20 protein-coding genes are annotated in these 19,779 nt (G+C 36.3%); 6 read left to right on the top strand and 14 right to left on the bottom strand.

Annotated elements, in window-relative coordinates; all coding sequences use genetic code 11:
• Positions 1-46: 46 nt before the first annotated feature.
• The 4 genes from BGI23_RS06360 (at position 47) to BGI23_RS06345 (ending at position 6,152) form a co-directional block, all read left to right on the top strand.
• Complete coding sequence (locus BGI23_RS06360) at positions 47-1,966, top strand: putative thiazole-containing bacteriocin maturation protein (protein WP_070805525.1); 1,920 nt, start codon at positions 47-49, stop codon at positions 1,964-1,966.
• A complete protein-coding gene (locus BGI23_RS06355) occupies positions 1,963-3,912 on the top strand; it encodes a TOMM precursor leader peptide-binding protein (RefSeq protein WP_070805524.1) in 1,950 nt (649 codons plus the stop codon). Before BGI23_RS06360 ends, BGI23_RS06355 begins: the two co-directional genes overlap by 4 nt.
• A gap of 15 nt (positions 3,913-3,927) precedes the next feature.
• Complete coding sequence (locus tag BGI23_RS06350; protein ID WP_070805523.1) at positions 3,928-5,469, top strand: SagB family peptide dehydrogenase; 1,542 nt, start codon at positions 3,928-3,930, stop codon at positions 5,467-5,469.
• A 92-nt stretch (positions 5,470-5,561) separates the two neighbouring features.
• Complete coding sequence (locus tag BGI23_RS06345; protein ID WP_070805522.1) at positions 5,562-6,152, top strand: class I SAM-dependent methyltransferase; 591 nt, start codon at positions 5,562-5,564, stop codon at positions 6,150-6,152.
• Positions 6,153-6,183: 31 nt separating this feature from the next.
• Here the strand turns inward: BGI23_RS06345 and BGI23_RS06340 are convergent, their stop codons facing one another.
• The 3 genes from BGI23_RS06340 to BGI23_RS06330 form a co-directional block, all read right to left on the bottom strand.
• Positions 6,184-6,594, bottom strand: coding sequence for a DUF3908 family protein (locus BGI23_RS06340; RefSeq protein ID WP_070805521.1), 411 nt, complete (start codon positions 6,592-6,594; stop codon positions 6,184-6,186).
• A 144-nt stretch (positions 6,595-6,738) separates the two neighbouring features.
• Positions 6,739-7,230, bottom strand: coding sequence for a GNAT family N-acetyltransferase (locus tag BGI23_RS06335; protein ID WP_000498238.1), 492 nt, complete (start codon positions 7,228-7,230; stop codon positions 6,739-6,741).
• Between the two features lie 101 nt (positions 7,231-7,331).
• Positions 7,332-8,666, bottom strand: a complete 1,335-nt coding sequence (locus tag BGI23_RS06330) for an FAD-dependent oxidoreductase (RefSeq protein WP_001110224.1) — start codon at positions 8,664-8,666, stop codon at positions 7,332-7,334.
• 199 nt (positions 8,667-8,865) lie between these two features.
• Between BGI23_RS06330 and BGI23_RS06325 the strand changes: the two genes are divergently transcribed.
• Positions 8,866-9,297, top strand: coding sequence for a hypothetical protein (locus BGI23_RS06325; RefSeq protein ID WP_000332405.1), 432 nt, complete (start codon positions 8,866-8,868; stop codon positions 9,295-9,297).
• A 142-nt stretch (positions 9,298-9,439) separates the two neighbouring features.
• Here the strand turns inward: BGI23_RS06325 and BGI23_RS06320 are convergent, their stop codons facing one another.
• Entirely contained in the window at positions 9,440-10,213 is a 774-nt protein-coding gene (locus BGI23_RS06320; protein WP_070805520.1) for a zinc ribbon domain-containing protein, read from the bottom strand.
• A 349-nt stretch (positions 10,214-10,562) separates the two neighbouring features.
• Between BGI23_RS06320 and BGI23_RS06315 the strand changes: the two genes are divergently transcribed.
• Positions 10,563-11,396 (top strand): hypothetical protein, encoded by an 834-nt coding sequence (locus BGI23_RS06315; RefSeq protein ID WP_070805519.1) that lies wholly within the window; start codon positions 10,563-10,565, stop codon positions 11,394-11,396.
• Between the two features lie 14 nt (positions 11,397-11,410).
• On the opposite strand, the gene BGI23_RS06310 is transcribed toward BGI23_RS06315, so the two are convergent.
• The 10 genes from BGI23_RS06310 to trpC all read right to left on the bottom strand — a co-directional run bounded on the left by BGI23_RS06310 (position 11,411) and on the right by trpC (position 19,779).
• The gene (locus tag BGI23_RS06310; protein ID WP_070805518.1) at positions 11,411-12,094 is read right to left on the bottom strand and encodes a DUF2278 family protein; all 684 of its coding nucleotides are present in this window, start codon (positions 12,092-12,094) and stop codon (positions 11,411-11,413) included.
• A gap of 91 nt (positions 12,095-12,185) precedes the next feature.
• Entirely contained in the window at positions 12,186-13,685 is a 1,500-nt protein-coding gene (locus BGI23_RS06305) for an L-lactate permease (RefSeq protein ID WP_070805517.1), read from the bottom strand.
• A gap of 647 nt (positions 13,686-14,332) precedes the next feature.
• Positions 14,333-14,713 carry a hypothetical protein gene (locus tag BGI23_RS06300; RefSeq protein WP_000733134.1) on the bottom strand — a complete coding sequence of 127 codons (381 nt, stop codon included), beginning with the start codon at positions 14,711-14,713 and terminating at the stop codon, positions 14,333-14,335.
• A gap of 142 nt (positions 14,714-14,855) precedes the next feature.
• Positions 14,856-15,188, bottom strand: a complete 333-nt coding sequence (locus BGI23_RS28625) for a hypothetical protein (protein ID WP_255369083.1) — start codon at positions 15,186-15,188, stop codon at positions 14,856-14,858.
• Between the two features lie 15 nt (positions 15,189-15,203).
• The gene (locus BGI23_RS28620; protein ID WP_255369082.1) at positions 15,204-15,671 is read right to left on the bottom strand and encodes a hypothetical protein; all 468 of its coding nucleotides are present in this window, start codon (positions 15,669-15,671) and stop codon (positions 15,204-15,206) included.
• 340 nt (positions 15,672-16,011) lie between these two features.
• Positions 16,012-16,362: a DUF4029 domain-containing protein gene (locus tag BGI23_RS06290; RefSeq protein WP_070805516.1), complete on the bottom strand. Its 351-nt coding sequence runs from the start codon at positions 16,360-16,362 to the stop codon at positions 16,012-16,014.
• Positions 16,363-16,436: 74 nt separating this feature from the next.
• Positions 16,437-17,213 (bottom strand): tryptophan synthase subunit alpha, encoded by a 777-nt coding sequence (gene trpA, locus BGI23_RS06285; RefSeq protein WP_070805515.1) that lies wholly within the window; start codon positions 17,211-17,213, stop codon positions 16,437-16,439.
• Positions 17,214-17,216: 3 nt separating this feature from the next.
• Positions 17,217-18,410, bottom strand: a complete 1,194-nt coding sequence (trpB, locus tag BGI23_RS06280) for a tryptophan synthase subunit beta (RefSeq protein ID WP_070805514.1) — start codon at positions 18,408-18,410, stop codon at positions 17,217-17,219.
• Positions 18,407-19,021 (bottom strand): N-(5'phosphoribosyl)anthranilate isomerase, encoded by a 615-nt coding sequence (gene trpF, locus BGI23_RS06275; RefSeq protein WP_070805513.1) that lies wholly within the window; start codon positions 19,019-19,021, stop codon positions 18,407-18,409. Before trpF ends, trpB begins: the two co-directional genes overlap by 4 nt.
• A complete protein-coding gene (gene trpC / locus BGI23_RS06270) occupies positions 19,018-19,779 on the bottom strand; it encodes an indole-3-glycerol phosphate synthase TrpC (RefSeq protein ID WP_070805512.1) in 762 nt (253 codons plus the stop codon). Before trpC ends, trpF begins: the two co-directional genes overlap by 4 nt.

The raw sequence follows: 19,779 nt of genomic DNA, 5'->3' as shown, positions 1-19,779 counted from the left end.
ATGACATAAGGTAATAATGTATGCCTAAAAAGTAAGGAGGATTAAAATGAGTAACCTTCCAGCACATGCAAAACTAAAAGCAAATAAAGATACTTTCTTCCTCCCCGACTCAAACGGGGGTGTCTATTTTCGAAATAACGCCAGTTCATTTCGTATGGACGGTGACGGAATTTATAACTGGATTGAAAAATTAATGCCAATGTTTAACGGTAATCATTCTTTAGCAGAAATAACGGATGGTCTCCCTCTCCCCTATCAAAATCGTGTATTTGAAATTGGAGAGATTTTATATACAAATGGGTTTGTCCGTGATGTAAGTCAAGATGCACCTCATGAATTAAACAGTGCATTACTTGATAGATATGCTTCGCAAATTGAATTTCTAGAAGCAGATTCTCATTCAGGCGCTTTAAAATTCGAAACGTACCGCAATGCAAATGTACTTATAATCGGCTCTGGAGATATGCTTACTTCCTTAGTTTCTTCTTTATTAGAATCCGGATTACCTACCTTTCATTACCTTGTGACAGATTATGAAGAAACGAATTACGACCGTATTCACGAGCTAGTAGAACTTGCGCATGAAGTAGATGATGCTGTACTTGTTCAAGAAATAGATACAACAAATGATCGTCCCCTGCATGAAGTGTTCGAGCCTTTCGACTGGATTTTATACGTTTCGCAAAATGGAGATATCGAAGGACTAAGAGCAGTTCATGCGATTTGCAAGGAAATAGGAAAGAACTTCATACCAGCCGTTTGTTTATCAACAGTTGGTTTAGCTGGTCCTGTCGTAATGGCTAATCGTGAAGAATGCTGGGAATCCGCATGGCATCGGCTACATGAAACAACTTTACAAAATGAACATTCATCAGCTTCATTTTCACCAATTACATCTGCAATGCTAGCAAATATAATCGTTTTTGAATTATTTAAACATGTTGCTGATGATTCACATCGAGAAAAGAATCCACAATTCTTTTTATTAAATTATGAAACACTTGAAGGAACATGGCATCCTTTTATAAAACATCCTATCGCCACTGATGAAAGTTTTACAATTGATACGATAGAAAACCTTTCTGAAAAACTTGAGCATCGGTCTAACCAACATACCTCAACTGATTTATTCCGTTTTTTCGATTCATTAACTTCTAAAGAAACTGGTATATTCCATGTATGGGATGAACAAGATTTACATCAATTACCGTTATCACAATGCCATATTCAAGTAGCTACACCTCTATCAGATGGCCCAGCTTCTCTCCTGCCTCTTATAACTTGCAGTGGTTTAACTCATAACGAAGCGCGCCGAGAAGCTGGTTTAGTAGGAATCGAAACATACGTAGCAGAAATTATGTACCGCCTTATTCCTGAACATAACGATATCGGTATTGGCGCTGGAGAAACGATGACAGAGGGTGTATACCGGGCACTACAACAACATTTAAATAATAAATTGTATGAACGACAATCACATATGCTAGAAGAAATTACGACGGTCGACTTAACGGACATTCATGATAAACATTGTAGATTTTATTACGATGCCCTCGCTACCATTCATGAAACACCTAAAATCGCAATGGGTGAAGAGATTCTCAGCTTTCCAGTCGTTTGGGTTGGTATACATGATCGATGGTATGGTGCATCTAATATTAATATGACGTTAGCGTTACGAAACGCACTACAACTATCGCTTCTTCATATTCAAAATGAAGAAACTCCTTACAGAACTAATATTTTGCCTGAATCATCTATTATTTTATATGACACGGATTCTTTTAGGTTAGAAATACAAGCAGAAGAAGAAATTCCAAGTACGCAATCTGTACAGCTTGCCTTGCAACATTTAGAAGAACATCATTTTTATCCATTCGTGTTTGATTTAGCGATTGAATCATTTTTGAAAGAAAACTTAGATGGTGTGTACGGGGTATTAATTGCAAAGGAGGACGGTCTATGACTCAAAATATATTACTTATAGGTGATGGCATTCTTGCAGACTATGTACATGATCAATTATACAAACAATATTCCATCATTCGCCAACATACAATTGCAGACGAACTCCCTGAAAATATCGACCTCGCTCTCGTATTACACGACGGCTCTCCTTCTACGATTCATCATGACGCTGAACTAATTTTTCGTTCCAATCATATTCCATGGCTACGTGGTTTTACTTCATTTGGTGAAGGTATTATCGGCCCTTATATTCACCCTCCTGCTGCGGGATGTACTCATTGTGCCGATGGACGACGCTTTATCGCTGGATTTGATCAAAAAGAAATGTGGGAGTTACAACGAAAATATGCGGTAAAAGAAGAAAACGTAACGAGGCGTGATGTACGTGCCACCCAAAATGGCATTCTGCAAATGTGCCATCTGATTTGCGCAGAAACAGAGAAAATATTAACTCATAATCATCCTTCTTTAGAAAATGAACTCATTTTACTAAACTTACAAACACTGCAATGTACGCGGCATTCTTTTCTTCCAGATCCGCTCTGCCCTGTATGTAGTAATTTACCTAATGACACAGCAGATGCAGCATTGATTTCATTACAACCGAGCTTAAAAACAAATGATGCAACATATCGCTGTCGTTCCATTCATGAACTAAACACATTTTTAACGAAGGACTATTTAGATTACCGAGTCGGTATGTTGAACGGAAAAATGCAGCATTCTTTATTACCATTTGCTGACGTTATTATAAACATGCCATTAATGTTTGGAAATGAAGGGGTTGCAGGCCGAACTCTTTCATTTGCAATAAGTGAAGCAACTGCTATTTTAGAAGGTTTAGAACGTTATTGTGGTATGTCACCTCGAGGGAAAAAGACAAATGTGCATGGTAGTTTTCATGATTTAGAGGATCATGCACTAAATCCCCTTACGCTCGGTGTACATACAAATGAACACTATAATCGTGATGGTTTTCCATTTAAACCGTTTGACCCTGACTATGAACAAAACTGGGTATGGGGATATTCATTGTCACAAAACCGTCCAATTTTAGTTCCTGAATCAATCGCTTATTATAGTCTCGGTCATCGAGATGCTTACGTATATGAAACATCAAATGGCTGTGCCATTGGTGGTAGTTTAGAAGAAGCAATTTTTCACGGTATTTTAGAAGTTATAGAGCGTGACGCCTTTTTGCTCACTTGGTATGCTGAATTACCTCTTCCCCGCCTTGATCTTAGTTCAGCAAATGATACGGAATTACAATTAATGATTCAGCGGCTGTACACGATTACCGGTTATGAATTGCATGCTTTTAACGCAACGATGGAACACGGCATCCCAAGCTTATGGGTAATCGCGAAAAATACGCGTGAAAATGGAATGAACGTTGTTTGTGCTGGAGGCTCTCATTTGGACCCAATCCGCGCTTTAAAGAGTGCCATCCATGAAATAGCAGGCATGTTACTTATAGCAGACGATGAACTTGAGGAAAAAAGAGAGCACTACGAAAATTGCTTACAAGACCCTTATCTCGTAAATAAAATGGAAGATCATAGTATGCTGTACGGATTGAAAGAAGCAGAAGAACGTCTTCACTTTCTTTTACGCGGGGATGCCCCGGTGCAAACATTCCAAGAAATGAATGCATTACAATCAGTTGATCTAGATTTAACATCCGATCTTCATCAACTTTTAAACCGCCTGCAGCAATCTGGACTTGACGTAATCGTTGTAGATCAAACAGTACCTCTTATAGAAAAAAACGGATTACATTGTGTAAAAGTCATTATTCCAGGCATGCTACCGATGACGTTCGGTCACCATCTCACTCGACTTACAGGGCTAGATCGAGTGTATACCGTACCGATGACACTTGGATATACAGACGAACCTTTAACGACTGAACAATTAAATCCACATCCGCACCCGTTTCCATAGTAAAGGAGGGATTCTATGCAGCTGGATTCTTTTTTACATCATCTCCATTTTTCTATAGACGAAATTATGCCAAATCATGAAGTGGACTGGGCAGATGCACCGCTTCCTTATAAACTATATCGAAATGTACCTATCATTCCTCTCTCTTTAGAAATCCCATTATCTTTACCTAACTCTTCTGCTACACCTACTTTGAAAGAGATTGGTCATTATCTTTGGTGTTCATTTGGTTTAACCCAGTTATGTCAGCTAAATAGCGAGAAAATTTTATTTCGAAGATCTATCCCTTCCGGCGGCGCTTTGTATCCAAATGAATTGTATATATATTTAAAAATTGACGATTATCCAGACGGCATTTACCATTACGACGCCGCGCATCACCGACTTATCTTACTTCGCGAAGGAAATTTCGATTCTTATATTACAGAAGCACTCGGCAATCGTTGTAACATACAATCTTGTTTTGGTGCTGCATTCGTATCCACCATGTTTTGGAAAAACTTCTTTAAATACAATAATTTTTCATATCGTCTTCAAGGATTAGATAGTGGTGTTCTCATCGGCCAATTACTTGAATGTGCCAAACAATTTGGTTACACAAATGGTGTGTATTTTCAGTTTCTAGACCGTGCAATCAATCATTTACTCGGACTGTCAGAAGGCGAAGAAAGTGTGTATGCTATCGTTCCTTTCAGTACAGAACCACAAACGAATTGGTTTCACAATGATTACCGTGAAATTAAAACAGTTACTTCTCATGAGTTGTTACAACAAATTCCGCTTTTAGCACATGAACATTTCGTTCGCTCAAAGCATGTAAATGAGTATCCGATGATAACAAAAATAAATGAAGCTTCTATGATCGAATCGACAGCACAGTTCCAAACACTAGCTCATGAAGAGCACTATCAACATCATGCGCATGCTGTACAACTGCCGAAAGTAGAGCGTTTATCTTATGATTTCTTACAACTTTGTCGAAAACGGTATTCCCCTGATGCTGACTTTATTTTAACAAAATGGGATGCAACCGAGCTCGCTACTTTACTACAAGAAGCGAGCCTCTCCTTCCCTTATTACAATGACATTGATGGTAAGTATGTAAATGAAAATGTGCGCGTCTCATTATATGGATGTTTCTATAATGTAAAAGATATAGAAAACGGCGCTTACACTTATAACAGTAAAACACATTCCATACAATCACTTCGATATGGGGACCTTCGTTATCCCCTTCAATCTAGTATGACGATGGATAACGTAAACCTTTTTCAAGTACCACTTTGCTTACATGTAGTCGGAAAGAAAGATTACTATACAAATGCATTAGGCTATAGAGGGTACCGTATTCATCAAATGGAAGCAGGTATACTCGTTCACAAACTCGTTTTTGCAGCGACCGCAATGGGGATGGGCGGGCATCCTTTACTTAGTTTTGATACAAATTCATGTAATCAGTTATACGGGATAGATGCTGGAAATGAAACGTCACTTATTCAAATTCCTGTAGGAGCGTATCGAGCGCGGAATTGGTTAAAAGGGGATTTGCGTAATTAGAAGCACGCCGCTCATCGGCGTGCTTTTTTTAAAGGACTTACTTAATAAAAAGAGAAGTGAGTATATATTCTTACATAAAAGGAGAGTTTAACTTGAGCATTTTACAACGATTAATCCAGCAAGCAAAAAATCCTCGGGGGACAATTGGTTCTTCCATGCTTTGTATTATGAACATTGCACATACGAGACTAACCAATTGGGCATTACAAAAAGTATATATAAAGAAAGAGGCAATTATATTAGATATCGGTTGTGGCGGCGGTAAAACGATACACACTCTTTCAAAACGAACTCCACTTGGAAAAATATACGGGATTGATTACTCCTATCAAGCTGTAAAAAATTCGATACAGACGAATATAAAGGATGTTCAAAAACAAAAAGTCATTGTTCAACAAGCAAGCGTTTCTTCTATTCCCTATCATACGAACTTCTTCGATCTCATTACCGCTTTTCAAACACACTACTTCTGGCCTGATGTGGAACAAGATATAAAAGAAGTATTCCGCGTCCTACAGCCAAACGGATCCTTTTTATTAGTGGCTGAAACTTTCAAAATTCAATATCATATGGAGAAATGCAAAACGAATGAAGAATTAGTAAACCTATTTTATAAAACAGGATTTACAAGCGTGAAATGTTATGAAGAAAGAGGATACCTTTGTGTAATAGGGACCAAGTAAAAAAACAGACCCTTTGAGGTCTGCTTTTTTACTAGATTAATTTAAAAATACTCTTTATTTGTCTCGCAAATAACCAGTTTTTCGTACCGTAGTTATCATTTAAACTATCTAAATTGATAGTTTGTCCGTTAGAAAACTTTAATTCTAACGTTGTATTTTTGTCATTTGTTTTTAAATTACTATTTGTAATAGCATCATACTTTAATTTTTCAATCTCAATATATTCGTCTTTTTCTTGTCCGATCACGACATGGTCTTGGAAGAAGAACAATACTTCTACTTTCTTACCGAAACAAAATACGTTTTTCGTATAAATTAATGTCGCATTATCAAGTCCAATGCATACTTCTTTCATCTCTTCAACAACGTTTCCAAAGTCTTCTTCCTGTCTTGCGTTTGATTCAGCAATCCATTCTTCGATTGTTTTCATGTTAATTGCCATACTGTGCCCCCTGGTTCGTTCATTGCTTTGTTTAAAAACTAAATACTATATGACAATATAAGCGATACGTACTATGTTTTCAAGGGTGAACGGTATATTCAAAATAAAGTTAAATTTCAAAGTAATATACTAGGAGCACCAATCTCATTGTATTTTAAACGTTTGAACGAGGCATTCTTCATCGTCGATTAACTGTATTTTCTCATCAAATTCGATGTTTAACTCCCTATATACTTTCTTCCAAAAAGAAACGGCTGGTACATTTTTCACAAGTTCGATAACGAAATATTGCCCTCGTTTCTCTTTTAGTACATTCTTAATAACTTGTTTACCGATTCCTTTCCCCTTGTATTGATTCAATATGAAAATGTCATTTATACCAAAATCGTTTTCCTTCTTCAAAAATGGACGTTCCAGTAGTAATAAAAATCCTACAATCTCATTATCACTTTTAATAAAATACGGAGTGATTCCATCATTTCCCCAAAACATATGTAAATCTTCGTATTCAAAAAATCCATTTGCTTCAATTGTTATATTGGGTGTGAACTTAGAGAGGTCATGCAGATATAGTGCATATAAATTACGCAATATTTCTTTTTCTGATTCTTGAACAGTTTGAAGTGTTACAAACATTTTTAATAATCCCCTTCCCCATATGTAACTATTTCCCAAACCTCTTCATTCGACAAAAATGATGATTACCCTTTAACGAAAAAAATAGCACTTAAAAAGTGCTATTCCGCTCGTCTTGCCGCTTGCTGAATTGGATCCCAAACGCTGTTATATGGTGGTGCATAACTTAAGTCCACATCTTCTAAATCGTGAATGCTCATTTTATTGAAGAGTGCCATTGCGATCACATCAATCCGTTTATCTACACCTTCTTCTCCAATTACTTGTCCACCTAATAATTGTTTCGTGTCAGAACGGTATAGTAATTTCAAGTAAAGTGGTTTCGCATTTGGATAATAGCCCGCCATATTTGTGGAATCTACTTTGACTGTTTTATACGGGATATGTAATCCTTTTGCTTCCTTTTCATTTAAGCCTGTTCTTGCGAGCGTCAAATTCATAAATTTAATAATGCCTGTACCCAACGTTCCTTTAAAAGCTCTTCGTTTATCCAGCATATTCAGTCCAGCAAGTCGCCCTTGTTTATTTGCAGTTGTTCCAATTGGAATATGATCATGAATTTCTTTTATAACGTGATAATGTGTCGCACAATCACCAGCTGCATATACGTCTTGCACATTCGTTTGCATATATGCATTCACCTCGATTGCCCCTTTATGATTTGTACGTATATTCGTTCCTTCAAGAAAATCAGTATTCGGCTTCACTCCGACAGATACTAGAACAAGATCCGCTTTATACGTACCTTTATCCGTTTCAACTGCTTCTACTCGTTCATTCCCTTTAAACGCTTTTACATTTTCATTCGTTAAAATTTCAATATGATGTTTATCTGCTTCTTTATGTATATACTCCGCCATATCCGCATCATAAATCGTACCAATATGATCATTTCGCTCAATCATTCTTACTTTTTTACCAAGTTCAACGAATGTTTCTGCCATCTCAAGCCCAATTGCACCGCCGCCAATAATAGTTACATCTTCAACTTTATTCGTTTCTAGCGTTTTTAATATGCGCTCAGCATCTGGGATTGTTTTTAACAGATGAACGCCTTGTAAATCTCGCCCTTCCCATTCTGGCATAACAGGACGTACTCCGGTCGCAATTAATAAACGGTCATACGAAAATTCAAAGACATCTTTCGTCTTCGTATGCTCTGCGTATACCATTTTCTTTTCCGTATCTACTTTCGTTACTTCATGTCGTACTTTCGCATCAATTCCGTATTTATCACGAAACGTCTTTACATTACGCGCGATTAACTTTTCCGTTGAAGCGATAGCACCACTAATGACATATGGTAACCCACACTGTGCGTACGAATAAATTTCACCTTTTTCTAACGTCACAACATTTGCATTTTCATCGTTTCTAACAATTTGCATCGCTGCACTCATACCAGCTGCATCTCCGCCAATAATGACATAGTTCACTTTACCACTCCTTCTTTTTTACATACTCTTTACGTTTTCCATATTTTATCGAAATAACACCTACTTCTATTGTAAAGAAAGAGAATTTCATCTTCAAATTTAGTGCACAAACCTATGCCTAAATAGGTAACCGTCGTGCCTTATAAACAACATGTTTAATATGCTATAACAGTAACAATTGAAAGTAGGTGAAACATACATGTGCGCCGGCCTTCTCGCCCAGCTTCCAGATGAACCGCAAGAACCAAAAGAACCGAAACCCGCCGTCTCACTTGACCAAGAATTTTCCATTAATGCAACAATATATAGCGCTCGTGCTTGGTTATCTAACGATGATACATTTGCGCAAGATATTTGGAAAGCTACCCAATTCGCTTCAGCATCACATGCTGGCAAGTCCATCTTTCCAGTCGGTTCTGTTAAAATTATAAACTTCTCTGATGATACAATTACTGTTATTGCTTCACCAGAATCAGATCATGCGCTCAAAATAGTCGTCCCACCCCATTCCGAGGCAGCCCTAACGTCTGGTCCTTTATCACATATACAAGCTAGTACATCAGGGGGATCCAGTAAAGTCACATTTCTCTTTCACATCTTTTTCTCAAGGGATCCTGGTTCAGATAAATAACCATAAAAAAGGTACAGTTACGCACTGTACCTTTTTCATATGTTCTATTCTCTTGATTTATTCAGTTCAACATTATAAGATTCAATCTTCAAATTGAGTCCCACACTTTGTACATACATCCATCTATTCAACCACCTTTTCTTTAGAAGCCAGTGAATCCCTGTGTAAAGGTTTGAATTATCGTGCTAATGTAAGACCACAGTACAATGAATGTTGCAATTCCAATTAAAACATTTGCGATAAGAAGTGTATAAATAAGGTCTAATCCGCCGTTATCTAGCTTTACTATAGCGACAATTATACTAATTGACATATACGTTGTAGCCAGCCCTAATAAGATTGGTAAGAAAAAGATTAATAAAAAGCTAAACAGAAAAGAAAGAACTAATATAGCAATAGCTGGCGTCGCTATCGTTCCCCACACACCGAATACTTCAAGAAATGAAAATGAAGATTTCATCATCTTTCCACTTACAAAAATAATAAATCCGACAAATAAAGTTAAAATTAGTAAAAATAAAAAGACCGTTACAGAGTCCCAAAAGAAATTAGGAGTCGTTATATCTGGTGCAAATGTTCTCGTAACAGCAGCTGCTGTGCTCATCATTCTATAAAAAATACATGCTCCTAAAAAACAAATAAGAACAAGACTTACAATTCCATTTCGTACTTCAATCTTGCCGCTTTTCATAATCGCTGTCGGTGCTTTGAAAGCATGTTTAAAAAACTGAAAATATCCACTCGCAAATCGCTTTGCTTGCTCTACCGTTTCATTTGGTCGAGTTTCCTTTGCTAAAGCTACGCGTTCCTGTTGCTCACCTTCACTCGCTACGGCTTCCTCCGTTAACGAATGTCCACAATGCCCGCAAAACTTTGCCTCTGTTGCATTTTCTGTATGACACGCCAGACATTTCATTCTCGCATTCCCCCCTTAAGCAGATACCATATAGGGTGTTACAAATTCAATATATGACTTTGTACATAAAACATGACTACAAGAAAAAGATTCTGAAATCCTCCTTCCAAAAGAAAATATATGTGCTAGCAATCTTGAAAAAAAATGCTATTATGAAACAGAATAAAGTGAAACTTTAATCAGTGGGGGTTTTCTTCATCCCCCACTGATTATTAGTTGAACCAATCGGACTTTTATGGGCAGTTGATCCCCTACCTAACTTCTTTGCTTTCGCTGAATTTTGAGGTGGGGGTCTTACTGCCCATCAAAGTCGGATAAATAATGTTTCTAACAGATTGGATGACTGGCAATGGAATTGGTAAACTCAATTTTTCAAATACTCCTTACAAGCGTAATCCAATTATTTTCTTTAATTGGCGTTATCATTGTAATTGGATTTCTATTAGGCTATTTAGAATCTCTCACGCGCATGTATTGGTCGAGAGCTTTCGGAAGAAAAGGCTTCCTTTTAACAGCTTGGATTGGTGTTCCGATTCACGAACTTGGACATGCCATTATGTGTGTACTATTTCGTCATAAAATTGTAGCAACGCAGTTTTTCCCAACAGATACAAGTCAGGGCGCTTTAGGCTACGTACAACATCAATACAATCATAAAAGTGTATATCAACGAATTGGGAACTTCTTTATCGGCATCGGGCCTATTATTTCTGGTATTACCGCACTAATCCTTTTAATGCGCTATTTCGTACCAGATTCATATTTTTTATTTCATACAACTCTCGAAAAAACAATCACTTCTACTTCTATTAATGTAGAAATGGTTCAAAACATGCTCTTGTCGACGTTCGTATTATTGAAAAGTTTATTTACAATAAATAATGTATTGAATCCTTCCTTTTGGCTATTTTTATTTATCGCCATTTGTATTTCTGCCCATATCGCTTTAAGTAAACCAGACATTAAAGGATCAATAGACGGTGTTATCGTCATGTTTATCGTGTTATTTTTATTCAACATCATAGCGGGATTGTTTCAGTATGATAGCAACCAACTAATTGGAAAAGTGATGAAGTATAATATGTACCTCATTGCGTTTTCTAGCGTAGCACTATTGTTCTCTTGTATTTCTACACTTGTTAGTTTTGGGTTTTGTAAAATAAGAGGAGGGCGTTCGTTGTGAACGCCCTCTTCTCCTCAATTATTACTCTTATAATCACAATACTCAACGGGAACGCGAGCATGTCCCTCGTCATCCGTACACCATGATTGCGACTGGAAGGCAAGAAAGATACCGATCCATTCTTCTTCCTTTTCAAAGTGAATGAGTATGCCTCCGTCTTGCCATATACCATTATCCCCTTTCCATTTCTCTACATTTCCTTGATTCATGTGAATATCATGTATACCGTTTCCTGGTTCGAAATGAAAGTAAGAATCAGATGTATTTTCTTCTGGTCCCCATCTTTCACCGAATGCGTATATAATTGCTTTTTCTTCTATCGCTCGTTTTATATAATGTTCTATTTTTTCATTTAAATCATTGTCTACTCCTGCTTTTTCAGCAGGTAAAGGAATCATTTGCTTGGAATCAAATAAATTACCTCTTACATAATCTAAAGCTACTTCCGGCTCATTGTTTTTTATTTCGGTAAAACCAAATGGCAATGTCGGTAAAATATGAATTGCTTCTGACCGGATATCGTTACTCGCAAAATATAAAACTTCTGATGGATAACTTTGCGACTTTACGTTAATTGCAATACGGTAATCTACTTCTGCTTCGCCTTGTAAATGAACTTGATAATGAGGTGTTTTCCCTTTTCCAATCTTTGATTGTATAACTGTACCTTTTAACACACCGTAGTTTTTTAGGGGCATACATTTCATCTCCTATTCATTTAGTAGAAGCTTTACATACTTAAGGCATTATCCATATAAAAAGAAAATCCTCCTTTCTCAGGAGGATTTCTTATTTTCTCAACATATACCAAACAATAACCTCCACCACTACGAGCAACACCGCACCAAAGATCATTAACGTCGTCTTCTTTAATAGTTCATTTTCACGATACGGGATGTTACATAAATACGCACCTAATGTAATACGTGACGGGCAAGCAATTGTCGCTACTGATGATGCGGTGTTTTGAAGCGTTGTGACATATTGCCACGGGAGTGCTACATTTTGCGCAGTTTGCATTTGTAGTTTTATAAACATCGCATTTGAGCCTGCATTACTACCTGTTAAAAATCCACCGATTCCTCCGATAAACGGAGCAACGAAAACGAAAAATGTTCCAAACGTTTCACCAGCTGTTTTTGCCAGTAATGAATGCATGCCAGATGCACCCATTAGTTCTGAAATGGCGATAAACATTGTCGTCGTAATCGCAAAGGGAATCCATTGTTTTATTGTTTGCGTGATTGATTGTTTCATAATATGAGATGGAATACGGAAGAAAATAATAGTAAATAAGCAAGTCATACCGAGCCAAAATCCTGGTGAATATAGTAGCTCCAGTTTATAAGAGTATGATTTTAAATCAAGAACGGCATATGACCGGAACAAATCATGTAATGCTGGAACGAGGCGAGAAAGTAAAATACAAACTGTTAGAAATATATAAGAGCTAATAATTTTTAGAATAGATACTTCTCTCTCCGTTGCCGCAGCATGTTCTGTTATTAGATTTTGTTCGTTTTTGCCCTTTAATTTAATGATAAGAAAGCCAAATGTAATTGTAACGATAGAACTTAATATACCTGCGAGTTCAACACTTACATATGCGTTAGAAAGATAGATTCCGAGAGAAAATAATAGAAAGAAACCGAATCCTTCCTTCCACTTTTCAATCACGGCCTGCCAGCCACCAACAACATGTAGAGAAAGAATGACGAAATAAGCGAACATCGGGATACTTAATAGCGCTGTATTTGTACCGAGTGTTGTAAGCGGCATATTGATGAGCTGGGAACCGATAATCGTACCAGTTGCCATTGCGCCCCATGAACTAGCTAGTAAGCCGATAAAAGAGAGCAGTACAGCTTGAAACGGTTTATAACCTAATGAAAGAAAAATAGGTGCTGCGACCATGAAGCCGATTCCGAATCCACTTACGGATTCAATTAGTGGGCAAATGCCAAAACACATAAGAAGCATTTGTAATAAACGATCTTGCGTCACTTCTTCTAGAAAACGTGCTACTTGATCGATGTAACCCATTTTGTTCATGAGGTGAAATAAAAAAATACCAAAAAATAAAACGTATCCGACAATAAAACAAATTAACGAACCTTTAATCGTTGCGTGCACAGTTTCACTTATCCCTAGTTGAAACGTTGGCGAGAGTAAAACGATTCCAACAGACACAGCATAAGAAATTAACGAGGACCTTAATGACGTTTGTTTAAATAAAAATAAACAAATGAAAATCATCATAATTGGGATAAGTGCCAACAATATGGCCATGTTATCATCTCATTTCGTTTAAAATACAATTTTTAACTATTATATAACAGATGAAATATTTTTCAAATTTTTATAACAGATTCACAAAAGAAGACGAGTGATTAAACATATTATAATGAAAGAGATTATTTATTATGTATCCCCTGTTAAAAGAACATATATTAGTTTTTGAGACAAAGAAGTAACTCACAGCAAAAGGGTTATTGAGGTCAGTTGACCGAGTACAAAAATTTCAGGAAGGAAGATTTGTGTACAAGAGTTAATACCAGAATATAGGAAAAGGTACATATGGGTAGATAAAGAAGGTATTTTTGCGATAATGCATTAAGTATTTGGATTATACAGAGGCCAGTAGGAACACATAGAAAACGTACTGTTATGCATTAAAGTAATATTTCTTATATATATACAAGAAACTAGGAAAGATCTCAAACGTATGAGACTAGAAGAGTTTGTAAGTTGGTTGCAACGTCCCTATAAAAACACAATTGAATAATTTATTACTACAGCTATTCATGAAAAAGTTAGGTGTTATAGTATAAGGGTACCGAAAAAGCCCATTTTATAAGAAAAAAGAGACTTTTGATAAAAATTCTTGTTTTTTTAATTAATTACTTTTTCAGTCCCTCTATAGTACTTGGAACATTTTATTTTTTTGATTTCAACAAGAACGTTTCTTCATTCTTACCATTCCATTTAATGGTAACTTTTATACTCTCCTTTTTATCAGTTGCCATACATCCCTGACAATTAGAGGATAAAAAAATAGTTGCCCCCTTATGAATCTCTACCTTTTTAGAAGTCTGTTCAAATTTACTACTAATACTAATTTCTAAATTCTCAAATTTTGTATCTTTATCACCATTCTTATAATGAAAATCATAATTCCCATGTTCTTCATTCCCATCAATGTTTACTGAATATCTTCCTGCCCAATGTTGACTTTCTCCAGAAAAAACACTGTATTCTTTTGAGCAGCTTCCTAAAATGGGAATAAAAATTAATAAAAAAGCAATTAATTTTTTCAATGTTTTCCTCCTATAATCACAATTTTTTCTATGCCTATATAAGTTGTTGAAAAACAATCTTCCAATTTAATATTTAATTCTATATAGTAAAACAATCCCCTTCTATTTTAAGAGGATTGTTTTACTATATATTTGTATAATATTAAAAGTTATTTGACCAACTAAATTGCCAAGAAGAACCCCCTCGTTTAATTGTTACATATTGTCCAGCCCCTACATACGCTTGTCCAGCTCCTGATGTAATAGTTGATACTTTTGGCCATGAAGGTGCCGTGTAGTTAAATGTAAGACCTCCTGGGTAGTAATCTTGTTGCTTCATCACTGCCCCATTTACACCAACTCCAGATTGGTTTAATCTCACACGTCTGTTTGGTATAGTGTAACTACTATCTGCTATTTGCCAACCACCTTGTACACTTGAAAGAGATATCCATCCTGATGTTTCATTTATATAGAGTCTACTATAAGCTTTCAAACCACCAGTGTCATCTCATTTTTCTCTATATTTATCTGCTAAAGCGACAATACCTTTTTTAGAATCATTCTCAGCCTCTTGGATAACAGCAAGATTAGTAACAACATATGTCTTGCTTTTCGTTCCGTCTGCATAAGTTATTTCTTCAAGTAATTGAGAAGTTTGATAATCGTCAGCGTTTAATGTATTTGATGTGCTTTCACTAATAGCAACTCCTTGTTGGATTGGGGTGATTTTCGCTTCTGATTTAAATTTTAGACTGTCTTTAAAATCTTGTTTATTGATTTTTGCTCTCTCATATAATACGTTTAAATCTGTAATTTCATCATATTTCTTAACATCTTTAATTTTAGATTCCCCAGTAGTTTTTTTAATCGCTGGAGCATCTTGTGTTTGAGCTAAGCTAGAAGTAGGAGCAATGAAACTAGTAAAACCAATTGATAAAGCTAGACTTGCATAAAACAAACCTTTAGTTTTCTTCATAGTATTCCTCCCTAATTATAATAGTTTTGCCACAAACCCATTATATGTAATTTTTTTCAAACAAAACAACAATATGTAATTAATTGGAATATAATAATTACATATACATTTATGCTACTATCTATTTAATTATTTTAAATGATAAACAATCACTTAAAAATTAACGGAATTTTTGCTTACAAAATTTGTTTTCACGTATGGAAAACAAATTTATTGTCAATCTGCATTGCAGCTATAATAGTAAATCCTATGTATATAAGAAATCCAAATTCAGTTTTAAAAATCATATCAAAATAAAATATCTTAATAACATAGGCTTCTTTTTTGAGTACACAATAATTTATCTATTATCCTCAAAAACCGTCTGCTGGCCGACTATTTTGTCTAACACAACAAACACAATATAAGCACATATGACTTGCAATACAACATTCCCAAATTTCATTAATTCAAATGAGTGGATCCATCGGAATAATTCATTTAACAATACAATCGAAACGATACTAAATAATTCTATACTAATCGAAAATATACATATTTCTAAAATAGATTGCTCTTGAATGCGATTTAAGTTGGAAAAGATGAATACATATCCTAAAAATAGAGCCATCAATTCTATTTTCGTCATGCTAATGAGCCAAGCGTATAGTGGTACAGTTAAGAGAAGATATAGTAGTTTACGTCTTAGCATGCTTTCTCACCCTCTAAATTATATGTATTTTCTGTATATTTTAACATTTATTGCGGAAAACAAAAAGAAGAGACTTACGCCTCTTCTTTTTGTTTTGTTACCTGTATTAATTCACATATTTCTTCTCGTTTTTCATTTTCTAATAGCTCAATCACTTTACTTCCAACGACAACACCATCACATATTGTAACCATTTCTTCTACATGTCCCTTTGTTGAAATACCGAACCCTGCCACTACCGGTAAATGCGTATGTGATTTTACTTTTTCTAAGTAATTATGAATCTCTTCTTTAAAATTTTGACGTACGCCTGTTACGCCCGCTACTGTAACGGCGTAGACGAATCCTTCTGATTCACTCGTAATTTTCTCAATTCGCTCAATTGGGCTTGTAACGGTAACGAGTGGGATTAAAGCGATATTTGCAGTTCGGAGAAGCGGTACAATAATGTCTTGTTCTTCATACGGTAAATCTGGAACGATAATACCATCCACCCCTGCTTCTATACAAATTTCGATGAATTGTTCTTTTCCGAATGCGAGTACTGGATTTAAATATGTCATAAGTACAAACGGAATTTGTACTTCTTTCCTTACCTCTATTAATGCTTGAAAAATGCCCTTTAATGTTACACCACCATCTAGCGCTCGTTTCCCTGCTCTTTGAATCGTTGGGCCATCTGCGACTGGATCTGAAAACGGGATACCAATTTCAACGATGCTTGCTCCTGCTTCATCAAGAAAACGAATTCTTTCTTTTAATTTTTCAAGGCCACCATCTCCGCCCATTACGTACGGAATAAATGCTTTCTTACCATTTTCAAATGCTGCTTTAATTCTTTCTACTCCCATTTTTTACACCTCTTCCATATAACGTTTTATACTCTCTACATCTTTATCACCACGGCCGGATAAACAAATGACAAGTCCTTCATCTTCCTTCATTTGCGGCGCTAATTTTAATGCGTATGCGACAGCATGCGAGCTTTCTAATGCCGGGATAATCCCTTCTTTTTTCGTTAATAACTGAAACGCTTCTAACGCCTCATCATCAGTAATGGAATGATAAGAAACGCGGCCAATATCTTTTAGCAAGCTATGTTCTGGACCAACTCCCGGGTAATCAAGCCCTGCTGAAATAGAGTGCGCTTCTTGAATTTGACCTTCTTCATTTTGCAGAAGATACATCATCGATCCGTGTAAAACACCGACGCTTCCTTTCGTTAAAGTTGCTGCATGCTTTTCTGTATGAACACCTTTTCCAGCTGCTTCTACGCCGTAAAGAGCAACTTCTCCATTATGTACAAACGGATAAAACATTCCCATTGCGTTACTCCCACCACCAATGCAAGCAACGACTGCTTCTGGTAACTTTCCTTCTAACGCTTCATATTGTTTTTTCGTCTCATTCCCAATTACACTTTGGAAATCACGGACAATTTGCGGGAATGGATGTGGTCCGAGAACAGATCCCATAATGTAGTGCGTATCATGCACGTGTGAAACCCAGTAACGAAGCGCCTCGTTTACCGCATCTTTTAATGTACCGCTACCTGCCGATACACTTTCTACTTTCGCTCCGAGTAATTCCATTCGGAACACATTTAATTTTTGACGTCTCACATCTTCTTCTCCCATAAAGATGACGCACTCTAAACCGAGAAGGGCACATACAGTAGCTGTTGCAACACCGTGTTGTCCAGCCCCTGTTTCAGCGACAACTTTTTTCTTGCCCATTCGCACCGCAAGAAGTGCCTGACCAATTGTATTGTTAATTTTATGAGCTCCTGTATGGTTCAAATCTTCACGTTTTAAATAAATCTTTGCACCTCCGCAATACTCCGTCATATTCTCAGCGAAATAAAGCGGTGTTTCTCTTCCGACATACGTTTTTAAATAATGATTTAATTCCTTTTGAAATGCTTCATCTTCCATCGCCTCTTTATATGCTTCTTCTAGTTCTAATACAGATTGCATTAACGTTTCTGGAACGTATCGTCCTCCGTATATACCGTAGTGACCTTTTTCATCTGGATATGCGTAGTTCATTTAGAACACTCCTTCGCTTTTATAATAAATTGTTTTATTTTCTCTACATCTTTCTTTCCTTCTGTCTCTACTCCGCTGCTCACATCAACCATATATGGCCGAACAGTTCGAATTGCTTCTTCTATATTAAGAGTGTTTAATCCACCAGCTAATATCGTTTTCTCTCTTAATTCTTTTGGCATATGCGCAAGTAACCCCCAAGAAAATGTCTTTCCATTTCCTCCATGAAACTTTTCTTTCGGGCTATCAAATAATATATAGTCCGTTTCATACCCTTGAGCGTTTTTCATATCACTCTCTGAAGTTACTCCTAGCGACTTTATAGACGGAATATTCAATCTTCTAATTTGATGATTGTCTTCACCCCCATGTAGTTGTACATGTGTTAACCCGCAATCCTCTGTAATTTTCTGGATACCTTCTACTGATTCATTTACGAAAACACCGATTTTTAACACGTTGGCTGGAAGTTCTGCAATAATTTCTTTCGCTCGCTCTGGGGTAATTTTTCTTTTACTTTCTGCAAAAACAAATCCAAGTGCATCAGCTCCGTATTCGCAAGCACGTTTTGCTGTTTCCATATCAGTGATCCCGCAAATTTTCACTTTCATATGTTCACCTTACAATCTTCAAAAAAGGTATGAATAGAAGACGATGTCATAAGCGCTTCTCCAACTAGTACACCTTTTGCCCCAGCTCGTTTAACGCGGAGCATGTCTTCTTTTGAATGAACCCCGCTCTCACTAATCCAAAGTAATTTCTCCTCATTTAATCGTTTTCCAAGCTTTTCTGTTTGACTTAAATCGACTTCGAATGTTTTTAAATTACGGTTGTTAATACCGATAACGTGCGGATTTAATTCGATTGCAATTTCTAATTCCTGTTCATCATGAACTTCAACAATCGCTTCTAATCCTTTTTCTAGTACGTAGCTATACAACTCTTTTAATTTCTCTTTCGTTAACGCCGCTACGATTAATAAAATAATATCTGCACCAGCTTCATACGCTCTATCAATTTGAATCTTATCGATTATGAAATCTTTACATAAAAGCGGAATGCTACTTTCTTCTCTTGCCGTTTGTAAATCATAAAATGATCCTTTAAAAAATTGACCGTCTGTTAAAACAGAAACTGCACCAGCGCCGCATTCTTCATATGTCTTCACTTGTTTTCGTACATCAACATGTAAATTAATATCTCCTTTTGATGGTGATGCTCGCTTTACTTCTGCAATGACAGTAAATTGCTCTAGAGCCTTTACAAGTGAGCGCGTTTTTCTTTTTTCTTTTACTGGTGTATATGTTTCATATAATGCCGCAACTTCCTTTTTCTTTTGATCTACAATTTTGTCTAAAATCGTCCCCAC

This window comes from Bacillus sp. ABP14, assembly GCF_001831375.1.
GTDB classification, from domain to species: Bacteria; Bacillota; Bacilli; order Bacillales; family Bacillaceae_G; genus Bacillus_A; species Bacillus_A paranthracis.
Note: the sequence above shows the minus strand (reverse complement) of the source record. Positions and strands in the feature narration are given on the sequence as shown.